The organism is Paenibacillus sp. CR_12 (assembly GCF_041953985.1).
Taxonomy (GTDB): Bacteria; Bacillota; Bacilli; order Paenibacillales; family Paenibacillaceae; genus Paenibacillus_AQ; species Paenibacillus_AQ lautus_A.
Genome location: NZ_JAVFHO010000004.1, coordinates 467,623 through 484,206, shown reverse-complemented (window position 1 = coordinate 484,206; position 16,584 = coordinate 467,623). Strand labels below are relative to the sequence as shown.

Annotated in this window: 16 protein-coding genes; 15 read left to right on the top strand and 1 reads right to left on the bottom strand. The window is 53.2% G+C overall.

Annotation, left to right across the window (positions count from 1 at the left end; all coding sequences use genetic code 11):
• Nucleotides 1–149 precede the first annotated feature (149 nt).
• The 14 genes from hemW to RB297_RS17820 all read left to right on the top strand — a co-directional run bounded on the left by hemW (nt 150) and on the right by RB297_RS17820 (nt 13,801).
• A complete protein-coding gene (gene hemW / locus RB297_RS17885; RefSeq protein WP_096773030.1) occupies nt 150–1,316 on the top strand; it encodes a radical SAM family heme chaperone HemW in 1,167 nt (388 codons plus the stop codon).
• 75 nt (nt 1,317–1,391) lie between these two features.
• Nucleotides 1,392–1,853: an N-acetyltransferase gene (locus RB297_RS17880; RefSeq protein WP_036666086.1), complete on the top strand. Its 462-nt coding sequence runs from the start codon at nt 1,392–1,394 to the stop codon at nt 1,851–1,853.
• Nucleotides 1,854–1,961: 108 nt separating this feature from the next.
• Nucleotides 1,962–2,996 (top strand): heat-inducible transcriptional repressor HrcA, encoded by a 1,035-nt coding sequence (hrcA, locus tag RB297_RS17875; protein ID WP_015734180.1) that lies wholly within the window; start codon nt 1,962–1,964, stop codon nt 2,994–2,996.
• Between the two features lie 13 nt (nt 2,997–3,009).
• Nucleotides 3,010–4,545, top strand: a complete 1,536-nt coding sequence (locus RB297_RS17870) for a TCP-1/cpn60 chaperonin family protein (RefSeq protein ID WP_375121046.1) — start codon at nt 3,010–3,012, stop codon at nt 4,543–4,545.
• A gap of 59 nt (nt 4,546–4,604) precedes the next feature.
• Nucleotides 4,605–5,219: a nucleotide exchange factor GrpE gene (grpE, locus tag RB297_RS17865; protein ID WP_375121045.1), complete on the top strand. Its 615-nt coding sequence runs from the start codon at nt 4,605–4,607 to the stop codon at nt 5,217–5,219.
• Between the two features lie 84 nt (nt 5,220–5,303).
• A complete protein-coding gene (gene dnaK, locus RB297_RS17860; RefSeq protein ID WP_375121044.1) occupies nt 5,304–7,142 on the top strand; it encodes a molecular chaperone DnaK in 1,839 nt (612 codons plus the stop codon).
• Nucleotides 7,143–7,234: 92 nt separating this feature from the next.
• Nucleotides 7,235–8,353 carry a molecular chaperone DnaJ gene (dnaJ, locus tag RB297_RS17855; protein ID WP_009590783.1) on the top strand — a complete coding sequence of 373 codons (1,119 nt, stop codon included), beginning with the start codon at nt 7,235–7,237 and terminating at the stop codon, nt 8,351–8,353.
• Nucleotides 8,354–8,588: 235 nt separating this feature from the next.
• Complete coding sequence (locus tag RB297_RS17850) at nt 8,589–8,960, top strand: hypothetical protein (RefSeq protein ID WP_375121043.1); 372 nt, start codon at nt 8,589–8,591, stop codon at nt 8,958–8,960.
• A 50-nt stretch (nt 8,961–9,010) separates the two neighbouring features.
• Complete coding sequence (locus RB297_RS17845) at nt 9,011–9,211, top strand: YfhD family protein (protein ID WP_009590798.1); 201 nt, start codon at nt 9,011–9,013, stop codon at nt 9,209–9,211.
• A gap of 185 nt (nt 9,212–9,396) precedes the next feature.
• Nucleotides 9,397–10,374: a 50S ribosomal protein L11 methyltransferase gene (gene prmA, locus RB297_RS17840; RefSeq protein WP_375121042.1), complete on the top strand. Its 978-nt coding sequence runs from the start codon at nt 9,397–9,399 to the stop codon at nt 10,372–10,374.
• A 2-nt stretch (nt 10,375–10,376) separates the two neighbouring features.
• Complete coding sequence (locus tag RB297_RS17835) at nt 10,377–11,069, top strand: site-2 protease family protein (protein WP_119849328.1); 693 nt, start codon at nt 10,377–10,379, stop codon at nt 11,067–11,069.
• A gap of 72 nt (nt 11,070–11,141) precedes the next feature.
• A complete protein-coding gene (locus RB297_RS17830) occupies nt 11,142–11,912 on the top strand; it encodes an RsmE family RNA methyltransferase (protein WP_375121041.1) in 771 nt (256 codons plus the stop codon).
• A 2-nt stretch (nt 11,913–11,914) separates the two neighbouring features.
• Nucleotides 11,915–13,258, top strand: coding sequence for a tRNA (N(6)-L-threonylcarbamoyladenosine(37)-C(2))-methylthiotransferase MtaB (mtaB, locus tag RB297_RS17825; protein ID WP_015734186.1), 1,344 nt, complete (start codon nt 11,915–11,917; stop codon nt 13,256–13,258).
• An 87-nt stretch (nt 13,259–13,345) separates the two neighbouring features.
• Nucleotides 13,346–13,801, top strand: a complete 456-nt coding sequence (locus tag RB297_RS17820) for an NUDIX hydrolase (protein WP_192569241.1) — start codon at nt 13,346–13,348, stop codon at nt 13,799–13,801.
• On the opposite strand, the gene RB297_RS17815 is transcribed toward RB297_RS17820, so the two are convergent.
• On the bottom strand, nt 13,798–14,769 hold the full coding sequence (locus RB297_RS17815) for a Na/Pi cotransporter family protein (protein WP_096773036.1): 972 nt from the start codon (nt 14,767–14,769) through the stop codon (nt 13,798–13,800). The two genes, RB297_RS17820 and RB297_RS17815, sit on opposite strands and share 4 nt — an antisense overlap.
• Nucleotides 14,770–14,978: 209 nt before the next feature.
• Here RB297_RS17815 and RB297_RS17810 point away from each other — a divergent pair, with 209 nt between their 5' ends.
• Nucleotides 14,979–16,352, top strand: coding sequence for a class I SAM-dependent rRNA methyltransferase (locus RB297_RS17810; protein ID WP_375121040.1), 1,374 nt, complete (start codon nt 14,979–14,981; stop codon nt 16,350–16,352).
• Nucleotides 16,353–16,584: the final 232 nt, after the last annotated feature.

Here is a 16,584-nt window from a genome sequence, read left to right as displayed (position 1 = left end):
AGCCTTCTCGATGTAAATGATGGGAAAGCCGATTCTCGGCTTTCCTTTCTTTCATTCCAAGAGGCATAGCGTTATAGTAGAGAAGGAACTTTCAAGAAGTTACTTAAAGTAAGTCATGCCAGAGCGGTATATGAGGGGGCAAGAAAAGAATGACGGCAAACGATCAACGGACGGAAGCGGTGTACATCCATATTCCGTTCTGTACCAATAAATGTTTTTACTGCGACTTCAATTCCTACGTGTTAAAGGATCAGCCGGTAATGGATTATTTGCGAGCGCTGGATAAGGAAATGGAGCTGACCGTTCAGGCTAATCCGCCGGGACGAATCAAAAGCATCTTTGTAGGCGGCGGGACGCCAACCGTGCTGAAGCCGAACGAAATGGAATACTTCTTGCAGAGCGTGAAGCGCCATTTTCCGGAATGGTCCGATAGCATCGAATTTTCAATGGAGGCGAATCCCGGCACCACGGATCTGGAGAAGCTGTCCGTCATGCGCCAAGGCGGGGTGAACCGGATCAGCTTCGGGGTGCAGGCCTTCCAGAACACATTGCTGACCGGCATCGGCAGAATTCATGATACGGATGACGTATACCGAAGTCTCGATAACGCCAGAAGAGCAGGCTTTGACAACATGTCCATCGATCTGATGTTCGGTCTCCCGAATCAAACCTTGGACATGCTTGCGGAAAGCGTGGATAAGGCATTGGAGCTCGAACTCCCGCATTATTCAATCTACAGCCTGAAGGTCGAAGAGAATACGCTGTTCCATACGATGTACCAGCGAAACCAGCTTCCGCTTCCGGATGAGGAGGACGAGCTGAATATGTACCTTCTTTTAATGGAACGGATGAAGGCTGCCGGATATAAGCAGTACGAAATCAGCAATTTTGCGAAACCCGGCTTCGAGAGCCGGCATAATATGACGTATTGGCGCAACGAAGACTATTACGGCCTAGGCGCGGGGGCGCACGGATATGTCGGCCGTCAGCGCCATGTGAACATCAAAGGGGTCAATCCCTATAATGAAGCAGCCAATAAAGGCCTTCCAAGATTGGAGAGCTTTGAGATATCTAAGGAAGAAGCGATGGAGGATTTCCTGATGGTCGGGTTGCGCGTGCTGGACGGCGTCTCGCGCAGCCGGTTCCGGGAGCAGTTCGGGATCTCCATGGAGGATGTTTTTGCCGGTCCGCTGAATAAAATGGTAGGCGCGGGCCTCCTCGATGCCACCGAAGACGGGTATAAGCTGAGCAGCAAAGGCATTTTGTTTGGCAACGATGTGTTTGGCGAATTCATAGGAAGCCTGACGACAAATTAATCTATTGAACTTATATGCGCTCTGTTGTATATTTATTCATAACATGACGGAGCGTGTAAAGGGGAGACGGACAACATGTCGGCGGTATGCAGAAAAGCAAAGTTAGAGGATGTCGAGCCGCTGTATCAGATGATTCAGGGTTATGCCGAGAAGGGGATTATGCTCCCCCGGTCCAAAAAAGTGCTGGAGAAACAAATCGGAGAATTCGTTGTAGCTGAATCCGAAGGGCACGTCATTGGCTGCGGTTCATTGTGCCAGCTGGGAAGCGATTTGGTCGAGATTCGTTCGCTCGGCATCTCGGAAGGATATAAAGGGCAAGGCATCGGCTCCATGCTGGTGGACACCCTTCTGGAAGAAGCGAAACGCCGCGAGCTTCCGAAAGTAATGGCCTTGACGTATGAGGTATCCTTTTTCATCAAAAACGGCTTTGCCGTCGTAGAGAAGGAGATTTTTCCGGAGAAGGTGTGGACCGACTGCATCCACTGCAAGAAGCAGCATGCTTGTGACGAAATAGCTGTTCTTAAAGTACTGAACTGACTTGACAATCCTCAGGTCGGTTTGGTATTTTTGTTATATCGGTTAGCACTCGATGGCGATGAGTGCTAACGAAAGCGAAAATGAGCAGTCAGCAAGGAGGGAAGCGACATGTTAACAGATCGTCAGCGCATGATTTTGAATGCCATTGTGGATGACTATATCCGTTCTGCCGAGCCGGTTGGTTCAAGAAGCATTTCCAAGCGAGGGGACGTCGGCTACAGCCCGGCAACCATTCGCAACGAGATGGCTGATCTGGAGGAGCTCGGGTTTCTGGAGCAGCCCCATACTTCAGCTGGACGAATACCGTCGCATAAAGGATATCGATATTATGTTGATCATCTCACGTCGTCGTTTTCCTTGAACCCTGCGGAACTGCATATGATGAAATCATTTTTTGCAGAAAAGCTGAACGTGATGGAGCAGATGATACAGCATACAGCCGGCATTCTGTCTCAAATGACTAATTACACTTCCATCCTGCTGGGACCGGAAGTTTTTCATACGTCTTTGCGCCATTTCCAGCTTCTTCCTCTCCATGAGGATCAAGCGGTGGCCATCATCGTTACCAGCACAGGGCAAGTCGAGAACAAGGTTGTTTCGATTCCGCAGGGCGTGTCCGTATCGGAACTGGAGCAAGTGGTAAATCTTCTGAACAAGAAGCTGGTCAATGTGCCTCTATATAAACTCAAGACTCGTTTGTATTCGGAAATTGCCGAGGAAATGCAGCGGCATATTTCACATTATGAGGATCTGATGAGTATGCTGGATATCGCTCTCAACAACGAACCGGATCACCGGGGGGTCTATCTGAGCGGCACGACCCACATGCTGAACCAGCCGGAGTTCAAGGATGTTGATAAGGTTAGGGAAATATTCGAGCTTCTGGAGCAGACTCCCGCACTGATGAAGCTCATGGCACCTGCTCCCGGGGAGCACGGTGTCCAAGTGAAGATCGGCACGGAGAATACGCATGAGGCCATTTCGAACTGCAGTTTGATCACTGCGACGTATTCGATCGACGGCAAAGCGCTTGGTTCGATCGGCATTCTCGGTCCTACAAGAATGGAATATGCACGGGTGATCGGCATCTTGAATGTGTTATCCCATGACCTGACGAAGCTGCTGTCACACTGGTACAAATAAAGGAGTGAGACAGATGAGCCAAGGACAACATAGCCAAGTGGACGGAGACGAGCGTTATTCCACGCTGCTGAACAACAGCAATGCCGTCCGCGCAGTTACGTCCGCCGTAGAAGGCACGCTTGGCCCCAAGGGGCTCGACGTCATGCTGGTTGGCCCGCGCGGCGAAGTGGTCATCACCAATGACGGAGTGACGATTCTGGACAAAATGGATGTCACCCATCCCGCCGCGCGCCTTCTGATTCAGGTGGCTCGGGCGCAGCAGGAGAAAATCGGCGACGGTACCACAACGGCAACCGTGCTTGCGGGCGCCCTCGTGCAGGAAGGGGTATCCCGCATCACGCGCGGGGTGCCCGCTTCCAAGGTGGTTGAGGGCCTGCGCCAGGGAGTCGAGAAATCGATGCAGCTCTTGTCGAAGCGTATCCGGCTGATCGGCGGATTGGATGATCCGCTGCTGGAACGGACGGTGCATGTCGCCGGGCGTGAACGGAAGGACATCGTGGAGCTGGTTATGCAAGCCGCGCGCAAAGCCGGAATCGACCGTCTGCAGGATCCTTCCTACTCGCTCGCAGACAGTATAATTGCGCTGGAGAATGCCGAGAATGAAGTGTTCGAGGGGGTTCTGCTCCGGCAGCGGCCGATCTTCGCCAGGGAGTCCAAGTCCTACGACGATGCCAGAGTGCTGGTGCTGTATGATTCCCTGGAGCCCGACGACATCGACGAAGAGGCGCTTACAACCGAAGCCGGATTCGCGCAGTATATGGATCTGCGAAAAGTGTTCGCGTCGGATTTGGACAGATTGTCCGAACTATCCGTAAAACTCATCCTCCTCGAAAAGGGCATTCATCCGGATGCGGAGCAGTTTTGCCTGGATCACGGGATGATGGTGGTGCCGCGCGTATCGCGTGCGGATCTCCGCAAGGTAAGCGACATGACGGGAGCTACACCGATACGCCGCAAGGCGTTACATAAAGACTCGAAAGAGCTTGCGGCCCTTCTGGGTCATACCCCGCGCGTCGCTTATGATGAAGGCATCGAAAAAATCCGCCTGTCCTGCGGCAGCAAGGACCGCATTGTGACGGTGATCGTCGGGGCAAGCACTTCGGAAGTGGTAGGGGAGGCCGCCAGGATTGCGGGCGATGCCGCTTCGGCACTGCAGGCTGCCGTATCCGGCGGGGTGCTTCCAGGCGGCGGGACAAGCGAACTGGCCGTGTCTTATGAACTGGAACGGATCCGGGAAGCCCAGAAAGGCATGGAAGCCTTCGGCATGGAGGCAGTTTCCGCCGCGCTGCGAAAGCCGATGTCGCAGATTCTTCTGAACGCCGGTTATAATCCGCTTGAGAAGATGGAGGAGGTCCGAGCCGCACAAATCCGAGCCGACTCCGACTGCATGGGGATTGACTGCGACAGTGGGCGGGTTGTCGACTATGAAGAGCTGGGCGTGCTGGATCCGGCCCCGGTCAAACTTCACGGCCTGCGGGCAGCCGGCGAGGTTGCGGCTGCCGTGCTGCGGATTCATCATGTGATCAAGATGAAGGAAATAGGCGAATAACGCTAAGATAGATGAGCTATAGACCGTCTGGTTTAGAATATGAAGGAGGTGAAGGCGTCTTGAATAATGAGCACAAGGATGCCGTTCAAGATACAGTTACAGAAGAAACGATCGAAGAAACTTTGGAAAACACGCCAAACACGGGTGAGAGCGGGTCTCCGGAGGAGGCCGTGAATCCCGAGCAGGAGATTCCCGTAACGGAATCGGCTGATGAAGCCGCTGGTTCGGCCGAGCTTGAGAAGCTTCAGGCCGAGCTGCGGGAGCAGCAGCAGCGTACCCTGCGGGTACAGGCGGATTTCGATAATTTCCGCCGCCGCACGCAGAAAGAGAAAGAGGATCTGGGCAAATATGCTTCCTCCAAACTGATTACGGAGCTTCTGCCCGTCATCGACAACTTTGAGCGTGCCCTCCAGGCATCCGAGGAGAACCCGGAATTTGAATCCTTCTCCAAGGGCGTCAGCATGATCTTCCGTCAATTGGAATCCGTTCTTGCTACCGAAGGCTTGAGCGCAATGAAGAGTGTGGGCGAGCCGTTCAATCCGGAGTACCACCAAGCGATCATGCAGGTGGAGAGCGATGAGTACGAGGAAGGCATCGTGGTTGAGGAAGTGCAGAAAGGGTACATGTTAAAAGATAAAGTATTGAGACCTGCCATGGTTAAAGTGAGCATGTAAACGACTTTCGATAGTCGTTTATCATATAAAAATGATGAATGTCATGCGGGGATTCGCATGAATGAATAAGGAGGAAAATTTTACATGAGCAAAGTTATTGGTATCGACTTAGGAACAACCAACTCCTGCGTAGCCGTCATGGAGGGTGGGGAAGCGGTAGTTATCCCGAATCCGGAGGGTGCCCGCACAACCCCGTCGGTTGTCGGATTTAAGAAAGACGGCGAGCGCATCGTCGGGGATACAGCCAAACGCCAAGCGATCACCAACCCGGATCGCACCATCATTTCCATTAAGCGCCATATGGGCACGAATCACAAAGAATCCATCGACGGCAAAGACTACACGCCGCAGGAAATCTCCGCCATCATTCTGCAGAAGCTGAAATCCGATGCGGAAGCATACCTGGGCCAGCCTGTAACCCAAGCGGTTATTACGGTTCCCGCATATTTTAATGACAGCCAGCGTCAGGCTACCAAGGATGCCGGCAAAATCGCGGGCCTTGAAGTTCTGCGTATCGTCAACGAGCCGACGGCTGCGGCATTGGCTTACGGCATGGAGAAATCCGAAGACCAAACCATCCTGGTATACGACCTTGGCGGCGGTACATTCGACGTTTCCATTCTGGAACTGGGCGACGGCTTCTTCGAAGTAAAAGCAACCAGCGGGGACAACCAACTGGGCGGCGACGACTTCGACCAAGTGATCATCGACTATCTGGTAGCCGAATTCAAGAAAGAGCAAGGCATCGATCTGAGCAAAGACAAAGCAGCCGTTCAACGTCTGAAAGACGCAGCGGAAAAAGCGAAAAAGGAATTGTCCGGCGTACTGACAACAACGATCTCGCTGCCGTTCATCACGGTTGCAGACGGCGTTCCTCAGCACCTTGAGATCAACCTGACCCGCGCCAAATTCGAAGAATTGTCCGCTTCCCTTGTAGAGCGTACGCTTGGACCGACTCGTCAAGCGCTCAGCGATGCAGGTTTGACAGCGAACGATATTCATAAAATCGTCCTGGTCGGCGGTTCCACTCGTATTCCTGCCGTGCAGGAAGCGATCAAAAAATTGACGGGCAAAGAGCCTCATAAAGGCGTAAACCCGGACGAAGTGGTTGCGCTTGGAGCAGCGGTTCAAGCCGGCGTATTGACCGGTGACGTTAAAGACGTCGTATTGCTCGACGTGACCCCGCTGTCCCTCGGTATCGAAACCGCAGGCGGCGTATTCACCAAAATGATCGACCGCAACACGACGATTCCTACAAGCAAATCCCAAGTGTTCTCCACTTATGCGGATAACCAGCCGAGCGTGGAAATTCACGTACTGCAAGGCGAGCGCGAAATGGCAGCCGGCAACAAAACGCTGGGACGCTTCATGCTCGGAGACATTCCTCCTGCACCGCGCGGCGTTCCGCAAATCGAGGTTACCTTCGATATCGATGCCAACGGGATCGTAAACGTGTCGGCAACGGATAAAGGTACCGGCAAGAGCCAGAAGATCACCATCACGTCCTCCAGCGGCCTGAGCGACGCTGAAGTTGAACAAATGATGAAAGACGCTGAGCTTCATGCCGAAGAAGACCGTAAACGCAAAGAGCTGGTGGAGGCTCGCAACAATGCCGACCAGCTCGTGTACACGACCGAGAAAACACTCAAGGACCTGGGCGACAAAGTCGATGCTTCCGAAGTGGAAAAAGCAAACGAAGCGAAAGACAAAGTGAAGAAGGCGCTTGAATCCGATAACCTGGAAGAGATTAACGCTTCGGTAGAGGAGCTTACTCAAATCGTACAGCAGCTGTCCGTGAAGCTGTATGAGCAAGCGGCACAAGAACAACAAGGTGCTGAAGGTGCCGATTCCGGCGCTCCTAAGAAAGACAACGTCGTGGATGCAGATTACGAGGTTGTTGACGAAGATAAAAACAAAGGTTAATCTGAATAGATTGTATGGGAAGGTCAAAGCTGCGCATCTTCGCACTTTGGCTTTCCTTATGTAAAGAGTAATAAAGAGATTGGGGTGAAACCGTGGCTGATAAGCGTGATTATTATGAGGTGCTCGGTGTCGGCAAGGATGCATCGGACGATGAGATCAAGAAGGCGTACCGCAAAATGGCCCGCCAGTATCATCCGGACGTGAACAAAGCGGCGGACGCGGAAGCCAAATTCAAGGAAGTGAAAGAGGCTTACGATGTATTGAGCGATGGTCAGAAGCGTGCGCGTTATGACCAGTACGGTCATATAGATCCGAACCAAGGCATGGGCGGAGGCGGTTTCTCCGGTGATTTCGGCGGTTTTGGAGATATATTCGATATGTTCTTTGGCGGCAATGGACGCCGTGATCCGAACGCGCCTCAGCGGGGGAACGATCTGCAATACACGATGACGGTTGAATTCAAGGAAGCCGTATTCGGCAAGGAAACGGACATTACCATTCCGAGAACGGAGACATGCGATACATGTCACGGCTCGGGAGCGAAGCCGGGCACGCAGCCGCATACCTGCTCGGTGTGTAACGGAAGCGGGCAGCAGGAGGTCGTGCAAAATACGCCGTTTGGACGTATGGTGAACCGCCGCGCCTGCTCGAACTGTAACGGAACAGGGAAGATCATCAAAGACCGCTGCTCGACTTGTAACGGCAACGGCAAGGTGAAGAAACAGCGCAAGATTCACGTTCGTGTACCTGCAGGCGTGGATGACGGAGCTCAGCTGCGCATGACGGGCGAAGGCGAAGGCGGATTCCGCGGCGGTCCGGCCGGCGACCTGTATATCGTAATCCGCGTGAAGCCGCATGACTTCTTTGAACGCGAAGGGGACGACATTTATTGCGAAGTGCCGCTTACCTTTGCCCAAGCCGCGCTTGGCGACGAGATCGAGATTCCGACGCTAACCGAGAAAGTGAAGCTGAAGATACCGGCCGGCACGCAGACGGGAACTTTCTTCCGCTTGAAAGGCAAAGGGGTGCCACGGCTGCGCGGTATGGGACAGGGTGACCAGCATGTCAAGGTTGTGGTCATTACGCCTAGCAAGCTCAGCGATGAACAGAAAGAGCTGCTTCGTCAATTCGCTTCGCTTGATGGCGAACAGACCCATGAACAGGAACAGTCCTTTTTTGACCGTGTAAAAAAAGCTTTCCGCGGTGATTAATCCACGATAGGGGTAATTCCCTCATAGCATAGCAAAATAGCAAAAAGCAGCAGGCTCTAAAGGTTTCCCTACCTTTGGCCTGCTGCTTTTTGGTTTGTGGCAGAAGAAGCAGCAGGGATATCCCGCTGCTTTACAGGTTCGTATCGCTCAAGAATAAAAGGTTTGACAATGAAGCAACCTAGGATGGTTCCATCTCGGAAGATGCAATCTTGAATAGGAAATGCAGGTGAATGAAGTGGCAGAGAAAAACATTTTGGCCTATTTCAAAAGTCCGGAAGAAGCCCGGCATGCCGCCCGCAAATTGCAGTCGCTGCGCGTTGCCGATATGTCCATCGACCGGTTTAGCGCCGATCCCGGCGGGGAGCTCAACAATCGGATGAATCCGTTGACAGGCAACATCGCAAGCTTAACAACGATGACCTTAAATGCGGATATTTCGGGGCCGGGAGCCGGAATTCTCGGAGCTGCGGACCCAGCGGCCAGCGGGATGAGCACCGGCGGTGAAGATGGAACCGAAGGCCGGGATATTTTGCTGACGGTTGTACTGGACGAAAGCGTCTTCCCGCAAGCCATGCGGTTAATCGAAGAATCCGGCGGCATGATTTAAGGTTCCAGGCACCGCTCTGAGTGTTGATATCGGAAAGGAGAATGACACCCATGATGAGACGCGTAAAAAAAGGGAAGATCTCGAGCAAAACCGAGAAGATGATTGCGCTGCAGTCCGCCAAGGCGGAGGATGTTGAGTTTTCGGCTATGGAAGCCGATCACGATGATGTGGAAGCGCTGCGCCGAAGCGAGGCAGCGGATGAACGCCAATTGAAGAAAATTTTGGATGAAACCAGCAAAAATGTAGATTAATCGCTACCGATGTGGAATGTGGAAAAGCCCGCCTGCCTTCTTTTAATGGAGGTTGCAGCAGGGCTTTTTTGAATTTGATGAATGACTTTGAAAAGTTATCATGGTATTTTAGTGCAAACTTTGTATCCGGGGTCCTCAATATAGTACAATGATACTTACGTATGAAAGAGGAGGAACAATTGCACATGTTATGGCGTGAATTAACGATACATACCACGGAGGAAGCCGTGGAGATGATTACGAATTTCCTGCATGAAGCGGGAGCCGGAGGCGTTTCGATCGAGGAGTCCGGTACTACGAACAAAAAGCGGGACACCTCTCTGGGACAGTGGTTTGACGAGATCGTTCCGTTTAACGATATTCCTGAAGGCCAGGCCGTCATCAAAGGTTACTTCGACGAGACGGTGACGCTGGAAGCGATCCGCGATGAAATAACGCCGCGCGTCAATGAGCTGAAGGAATTCGGTATCGAAACGGGCGAAGTGCGGTATGAGATGAAGACGGTGGACGAGAATGATTGGGCTACGGCCTGGAAGCAGTATTTCAAACCGATCCGCGTCTCCGACAGGCTGACCATCAAACCGACGTGGGAAGAGTACACCCCGGAATCAGAGCACGAGTCCATCATCGAGCTGGACCCGGGCATGGCCTTCGGCACAGGAACGCATCCGACGACTTCGTTATGCTTGCGTACATTGGAGATGGTGATCAAGGGCGGAGAGGAAGTCATCGATGTCGGGACAGGCTCAGGCATCCTCTCCATCGGCGCAGCGCATCTGGGCGCTTCACGAATTTTGGCTCTCGACCTGGATCCGGTCGCGGTATCCAGCGCGACGGAGAACACCCGCCTGAACGGCCTGGAAGACCGGATTACGGTGAAGGAAAGCGATCTGCTCTCCGTACTCACGGATTCGTCCGATGACTCGGATCTGGGCGTGACGCTGCCGGTACAAATCGTGGTGGCAAACATTTTGGCCGAGGTTATTCTGCTGTTCGTGGACGACGTATACCAGGCTCTTCAACCGGGAGGCGCTTATATCGCTTCGGGCATTTACAAGAACAAGGAAGAGAGCGTGGAGAAGGCTTTGATTGCTTCCGGTTTCGAAATTGCGGATATTTGCCGCGAGGATGATTGGGTTGCATTCGTGGCGAGGAAGAACTGATTATGGATTTTTTGGACCAACTGCTATTTTACCCGTTGGAGCAGCTTCCTTTTTACCTGATTGCTTTGATCATCGCATTTACCGTGCATGAGTTCTCGCATGCCTATTTTGCCAATAAATTCGGAGACCCGACGGCCAAGCTGCTGGGCAGGGTCACGCTGAATCCGGCGGTGCATTTCGATTTTCTGGGAATTCTTCTCCTGCTGATTGCAGGTTTCGGCTGGGCACGGCCGGTGCCGGTCAATCGGGAGAACTTCAGCAACCCGCGCCGCATGAGCATCATCGTGGCTGCAGTCGGTCCGCTGAGCAACCTTCTCTTGGGAATACTGGGGGCTCTCATTTATGCCGTTTTGTATCAAACAGGGATGATTCCTCCTGTCGGATTAACCAAGACGGATCAAGCGGTGCATTTGTTCTTTAATATCTTTATATTGCTCAATTTCTTTCTATGCCTGTTCAATCTGGTTCCATTGCCTCCGCTGGACGGCTACCGGATTCTGGAGAATGCGCTGCCGCCGCGTCTTAGCGCGAGGATTCAGAAGTTTGAGCAATGGTCGATCCTTTTCTTCCTGTTGATCATACTGTTGCCTGTGTTCCAGGATTATACGATCAAACCCCTGTACGATGCGGCACATGCACTGTCTTCCAAATTTTTGGACATGTTCATTATGATGACCGGCGGTTACCGGCTCTGATTTACTCTGGTCAGTTTGCGCGAAAAGTTGTATGATGGGGTTTGGCGATTTTTGAGTTAGGTGAGGATAGAGATGCAGCGATATTTTGTGACTCCCGCGCAATTCGAGGGAGAACGTGTTGAGATTACGGGCGACGATGCCCGTCATATTGCCAAGGTCATGCGAGGCAGGCTTGGCGATAAATTGATCGTGAGCGACGGGGTATCCCGCGAGGCCTTGATGGAGATTGAGCGCATCGATGCAGGCAGCGTGTTTGCCGTCGTGATTGAACCCATGGAGATGTCGCAGGAACCGCGTCTGCAAGTGAGCATTGCTCAGAGTTTGCCGAAAGGCGACAAGATGGAGACCGTCATCCAAAAGTGCACCGAGATCGGCGCGGTGTCCTTTGTTCCCTTCCTGTCGGAAAGAACGATCGTTCAGTACGATGCCAAAAAGGAAGGGAAGCGGCTGGAGCGCTGGCGCAAAATCGCGAAGGAGGCGGCTGAACAGGCGCATCGCAACCGGATTCCGTCTGTTGAACAGCCTCTGACGTGGAAAAATCTGCTTGCAGCGTTTTCCGGCTATGATGCCGTATATTTTTGTTATGAAAAAGAGCAGGGTTCCCAGCTGAGGGACGTGCTGAAGCCTTTTGCAGAGCAGGCGCTGCGTGAATCGGCCAAGCCTGCCAGCTTGCTGCTGGTCGTTGGACCCGAGGGCGGCTTTACGGAAGAGGAATGCCGAGCGGCCGAAGCTGCGGGAGCCGTAGCCGTTGGACTCGGAAGGCGGATCCTTCGCTGCGAGACCGCCGGCATGACGGCGCTGGCCTGCGCACTATACGAATCTGGAGAAATGGGGGGCGTTTGAACATGCCATCCGTAGCGTTTTATACGTTGGGTTGCAAAGTCAATTTTTACGATACCGAGGCCATCTGGCAATACTTCAAGAATGAAGGCTACGACCAGGTGGACTTCGAACAAACCGCAGATGTTTATTTGATTAACACCTGCCACGTTACCAACACAGGGGATAAGAAGAGCCGCCAGATGATCCGGCGCGCGGTTCGCCGAAATCCCGAGGCGATCGTGGCCGTAACGGGCTGTTATGCCCAAACCTCGCCGGCGGAAATTCTGGATATCCCGGGCGTGGATCTCGTCATCGGGAACCAGGATCGCGAGAAAATCATGGATTTCATCCATGACATCGAAAAGACGCGCCAGCCGATTAACGCCGTGCGCAATATCATGAAGACCCGGGTATTCGAGGAAATGGACGTACCGGATTTCGCGGAACGTACTCGCGCATTTCTAAAAATTCAGGACGGATGCAACAACTTCTGCACGTTCTGCATCATCCCTTGGTCCCGCGGTTTGTCGCGAAGCCGTGATCCGAAGAGCATCATCAAGCAGGCGCATCAGCTGGTCGGAGCGGGTTATAAGGAAATCGTGCTGACCGGTATCCACACCGGCGGATATGGGGATGATCTCGAGGATTACAGATTGTCCGATTTGCTGTGGGACCTTGACCGGGTTGACGGTTTGGAACGGATCCGCATCAGCTCCATTGAAGCAAGCCAGATCGATGAGAAGATGCTGGACGTGCTGAACCGCTCCAGTAAAATGTGCCGCCATCTTCACATTCCGCTCCAAGCGGGGGATGATACGGTACTGAAACGGATGCGCCGTAAATATACGACGGAAGAATTCTATAACAAGATGGGCCTGATTCGTCAAGCGATGCCGGATGTGGGCATTACGACGGACGTCATCGTCGGCTTCCCTGGCGAAACGGATGAGATGTTCCGGAACGGATATGACCTGATGAAGGCGATTCAATTCTCGGAAATGCATGTATTCCCGTATTCGAAGCGTACCGGCACGCCGGCGGCACGAATGGAGGATCAGGTGGACGAGGAAGTGAAGAATGCGCGGGTGCACGATCTGATCGACTTGTCGGAGCAGCTTCAGCTGGCTTATGCCGAGCGTTTCGTGGGCCAGATTCTGAACGTGATACCGGAGCGCGAATACAAGGGTGCTCCCAAAGGCGGAAAAATGCAGGGTTACAGCGACAACTACCTGCAGCTTGTATTCAACGGATCGCCTGATCTCGAAGGCAAGCTGTGCCGCGTAAAAGTAACCAAAGCCGGTGTAAATGAATGCGAGGGCGAACTCCTCAGCGTCATGGATCATGGATTAAAGGCAGCTGCCCAGTAATATTCCATAGCGGCCATACCAGACAAGGATTTCATTTCCTGGCTACCGGAAGTGGAGTCCTTGTTGTACATGAAGGAGGAACAGGACATGGCATATACACAAATTTCCGCGGGCGGCGTTGTATACCGTTATCATGAAGGGGCGCTTCAGATCCAGCTCATCTTGGACCGTTATGGAAAAACCTCGCTTCCCAAAGGCAAGATGGAAGCCGGTGAAACCGTCGAGCAGACGGCTCTCCGAGAAATACGCGAGGAGACAGGTATAGTCGGATCCATCACTTCTCCAGTGGACATTATTGCATATAAATACCATCATCCCGAATTCGGCCTGGTCGACAAGGAAGTTCACTACTACCTCGTTAAGGCGGAAGGAGGCATCCTAAAACCCCAAATCGAGGAAATCAACGGGGTGGACTGGTTCGAGCCTCTTGCCGCATGGAGGAAGCAGCGTAGCAACGGGTACAATAACAACGATATCATCCTGCGTAAAGCGCTGATGCTGCTTGAAGTCGCTATTCCGGCGGATGAAGATATGAAATTCTAGGACGGCAACCGCTTGTTCCAGAAGGGCAGATAGCATAGAGGAAGCGCGATCAGCGAGCATGCGATATTAAACAGGGTTTGCGCATGGGCGATTTGTCCGGCCGGATCTGCGGCTAACCATCCGGATACGGCGGTTAATCCCGCTGTGAACGGAATGAAGAGCAGGACTCCGCCGATATTAAGCCCCAAATGGGACCAAGCCACGAATCGTCCGGCGCGGCTGCTGCCAATCGCCGCGATGAGCGCCGTCACGCAGGTGCCGACATTGGAGCCCAGCACGATCGCGACGCCGATCTCGGGAGGCAGCGCTCCGCTGGCGGCGAGCCCCATAGCCATGGCGATGACGGCGGCGCTGCTGTGCATCAAAGCCGTCAGGATCGCACCGGCTGCAATGCCCCAGAGGACGCTTTGCGAGGCGTAGTCAAGGAACCATTGGAACAAACCGAGGCTTTGAAGGGTCGGCCCAATGGATTGCATGATTTGTATCGCGAGCAGCACCAGCGAAAATCCGGCGACAGCGAGGCATAAAAATTGGCTGCGGATCAACTGGTTTTTTAACTTGTCGTGACTCGCAGGTACGCGCTCGCTGACAAGAACGGCTCCGACCCACAGCATCAGCGAGAGGACAAGCAGAGGCATGGCGGCTTGTCCGATCTGCAGGCTGATGAGTTCGGTGGTTACCGTCGTGCCGATGTTCGTGCCGAGAATAACGCCCAAGGTACCGGACAGGCTTAACAATCCGGCATTGGCAAAGCCTATCGCCAGCACGGTTACGGCGGTGCTGCTCTGCAGCAGGGCCGTGACCGCCGTGCTGGCAACCATGCCTTTCAGGGGCGTGGATGTCGCTTTGTGGAGCCACTTATGCAAGAGCGGTCCGGCCCAGCGCTGGAGGGCGACCTCCATGACCTTCATGCCGAACAGAAACAGGACAAGACCATAACAGACGGGAAACCAGAGCGTGGATAGCATGATGTTCTCCTTTTTGTAAAATAAGGTGGGAGCGCAGTTTCCAGCAAAGCCGAAAGTCATCGGTCATCGCAAGAAAACGATCTCTTCACGCGGTCGGGTAACTGTGAGAGCACGTCGGTCGACGTTTTTCTTAATTACGTATATGACCCTTGGCGGACATGCATGCCTATTGCAATAAACCAGGGGATAACTTTAAGGAGTGAAATACAGTGCCATCGGTTATTTTGGAGCGCAGTCGAAAAAAGAGACTGGAGCAGGGGCACCCTTGGGTGTATAAAAGCGAGATTGCTTCTGTCGAGGGCGAGCCCGAGCCGGGCGATATCGTATCGGTGTTCAATCACCAAGGCCGTTTTCTTGCCTCCGGGTATTACAATCCGTTATCACAAATCACCGTGCGCACCGTTTCGTATGAACCGGTCGAGGCGATGGACAAGGCTTTTTTCGCAGCCAGATTCCAGGAATGCCTGAAACACCGGGAGCGGTTTATCGGAGACGAGAATGCTTACCGGCTGGTATACGGCGAGGCTGATTTCCTGCCGGGGCTGATCGTGGACCGTTTTGCCGACGTGCTGGTCGTGCAGCTACTGACGCTGGGCATGGACCGATGCCGTGCGGACATCGTGGACGCGCTTGTCGAAGTGGTACAGCCGAAAGGAATTTACGAGCGCAGCGACGTTTCCATCCGGGAACTGGAAGGGCTGGAACAGCGCAAGGGAACTCTTTACGGGGAGTGTCCCCGTCACGTCGTCGTGACGGAGAACGGCTTGAAGATCAAAGTGGATATCGAAGAGGGTCAGAAAACCGGATATTTCTTTGATCAGCGGGAGAACCGGGCATCCATCAAACCGTTAATGACCGGTTGGGGAAGCCGCAGCGGGATTACGCTTCAGGCCGTGGAGCAGGAAGGTGAGACGAAGACCCTGCCGGTGAACAAAAGCGGAAAAGAAGTTACGTTCCCGTATTGGGACGGCGCAACGGTGCTGGAATGCTTTTCGCATACGGGCAGCTTCACGCTGCATGCATGCAAGTACGGCGCCAAGAAAGTCACCTGCCTCGACATATCGGAGCATGCCATCGAAAGTGCCAAAGAGAACGCGGAATTGAACGGATTCCAGGATCGCGTGGAATTTGTGGTGGATGACGCCTTCCAATATTTGCGCAGCCAGGTAAAGGGTTTGGAAGAGCGCGAGCTGCGCGCCCAAGGGGATCAGAAAGTGGATACCTCGAAACCGTTGACCGCGGGCGGGGGGCGATCCTGGGACGTGGTCATTCTGGACCCGCCGGCGTTTGCCAAAACCAGGTCGGCCGTCAAGGGGGCTTGCCGCGGGTACAAGGACATCAACCTTCACGGCATGAAGCTGGTCAACGAGGGCGGATATCTGGTTACGGCAAGCTGCTCGTACCATATGCGGCCGGATTTGTTCCTGGAGACGATCCAGGATGCGGCGAAGGATGCCGGCAAAATTCTGAGATTGGTGGAATGGCGTGCGGCCGGCAAGGACCATCCGCAAATTCTTGGGGTCGACGAGGGACATTATTTGAAATTCGCCGTCTTTGAAGTGCGCAGCAAATCAAAACTGTAAACACCCCAGCTTGGCGGTTCATGTAGAGGATCTTGCAATGGTGGATAACCACGATGGCAGGGTCCTTTTTCATATGTCCGAAATCGTTGGGAATGGGAATGAAATCCAAACGTATGTTCCACCAATCAGGACTTATGTTATACTAGTAACCAGCATCTTTTTTTGATAGAGCCGAACCATCACGCAAGATTTGACATACATTTTTGATCTTGAACTACTAGATTCAAAGGGC

Coding starts and splice junctions, on each gene's coding strand:
- hrcA (WP_015734180.1), top strand. CDS start 1,962: ATGTTAACAGATCGTCAGCGCATGATTTTGAATGCCATTGTGGATGAC.
- RB297_RS17830 (WP_375121041.1), top strand. CDS start 11,142: ATGCAGCGATATTTTGTGACTCCCGCGCAATTCGAGGGAGAACGTGTT.
- RB297_RS17820 (WP_192569241.1), top strand. CDS start 13,346: ATGGCATATACACAAATTTCCGCGGGCGGCGTTGTATACCGTTATCAT.
- prmA (WP_375121042.1), top strand. CDS start 9,397: ATGTTATGGCGTGAATTAACGATACATACCACGGAGGAAGCCGTGGAG.
- RB297_RS17880 (WP_036666086.1), top strand. CDS start 1,392: ATGTCGGCGGTATGCAGAAAAGCAAAGTTAGAGGATGTCGAGCCGCTG.
- RB297_RS17870 (WP_375121046.1), top strand. CDS start 3,010: ATGAGCCAAGGACAACATAGCCAAGTGGACGGAGACGAGCGTTATTCC.
- RB297_RS17815 (WP_096773036.1), bottom strand. CDS start 14,769: ATGCTATCCACGCTCTGGTTTCCCGTCTGTTATGGTCTTGTCCTGTTT.
- dnaK (WP_375121044.1), top strand. CDS start 5,304: ATGAGCAAAGTTATTGGTATCGACTTAGGAACAACCAACTCCTGCGTA.
- RB297_RS17845 (WP_009590798.1), top strand. CDS start 9,011: ATGATGAGACGCGTAAAAAAAGGGAAGATCTCGAGCAAAACCGAGAAG.
- RB297_RS17835 (WP_119849328.1), top strand. CDS start 10,377: ATGGATTTTTTGGACCAACTGCTATTTTACCCGTTGGAGCAGCTTCCT.
- mtaB (WP_015734186.1), top strand. CDS start 11,915: ATGCCATCCGTAGCGTTTTATACGTTGGGTTGCAAAGTCAATTTTTAC.
- hemW (WP_096773030.1), top strand. CDS start 150: ATGACGGCAAACGATCAACGGACGGAAGCGGTGTACATCCATATTCCG.